We start from the raw sequence: 907 nt of genomic DNA on the forward strand, positions 1-907 counted from the left end.
ACCTGGTCTCAAAACCGGGCGTGTCGCTACGTGATCTTCGGGTTCTGATCGTTGATCGTCGTCGGTCGTGGCGAGGAGCAAACAACAGCGGCTGGTCGAGGATCGGCTCTGGGAGCTGATCGAGCCGTTGATCCCGCCGCGGCCGGTGGCTCGCGGCCCGGGTGGGCGGCCGCGGATCGATGACCGTGCCGCGCTGGAAGGGATCTTGTTTGTGCTCGACACCGGCTGCCGCTGGCGCGACCTGCCCGAGGAGCTGGGGTGCGGGTCCGGGCACACCGCGTGGCGTCGGTTGCGTGAGTGGCAGGCCGCCGGCGTGTGGGACCGGCTGCACCAACTCGTACTCGACGAGCTGTCCGATGCCGAGCTGTTGGACTGGTCGCGGGGCTGCATCGACGGGGTGTCGGTGCGGTCGAAAAGGGGGGCGAGCTGACCGGGCCGAACCCCACTGACCGGGGCAAAGCCGGATCGAAGTACCACATCCTCTGCGACGCCAACGGGCTCCCGCTACACGCCTTGCTCTCCGCGGCGAACACCCACGACAGCAAGCTGTTCGAGCCGCTGCTCGAGACCAACCCGGCCGTGCGCGGCCGCCGTGGGCGCCCCGGCCGGCCTCGTCGTCGCCCCGAGAAGCTGCACGCGGACAAGGGCTACGACTACCGCCGCTGCCGCGCTTACCTGCACCGGCGCGGGATCAAGGTGCGGATCGCGCGGCGCGGGATCGAGGACAAGTCCAAGCTCGGCCGGGTCCGCTGGGTCATCGAACGCACCATCTCGTGGCTGCTGCGGTTCAAGCGCCTCGGGCTGCGCTACGACCGCACCGAACGCACCACGCTGCCGCTGCTCACCTTGGCATGCGCCGTGATCAACGTCCGTCAACTGATCAAGACCGAGTTCTGAGACCAGGACT

The 907-nt window shown here is 68.7% G+C and carries 1 protein-coding gene; it reads left to right on the forward strand.

Annotated elements, in window-relative coordinates:
- Positions 1 to 67 precede the first annotated feature (67 nt).
- A protein-coding gene (locus tag PSU4_RS30955; RefSeq protein WP_246115470.1) for an IS5 family transposase occupies positions 68 to 897 on the forward strand; the annotation gives its coding sequence in 2 pieces (ribosomal slippage) (positions 68 to 410 and positions 410 to 897; 831 coding nt in all).
- The last annotated feature ends 10 nt before the right edge of the window (positions 898 to 907 follow it).

It is taken from the genome of Pseudonocardia sulfidoxydans NBRC 16205, from assembly GCF_007989085.1.
GTDB classification, from domain to species: Bacteria; Actinomycetota; Actinomycetes; order Mycobacteriales; family Pseudonocardiaceae; genus Pseudonocardia; species Pseudonocardia sulfidoxydans.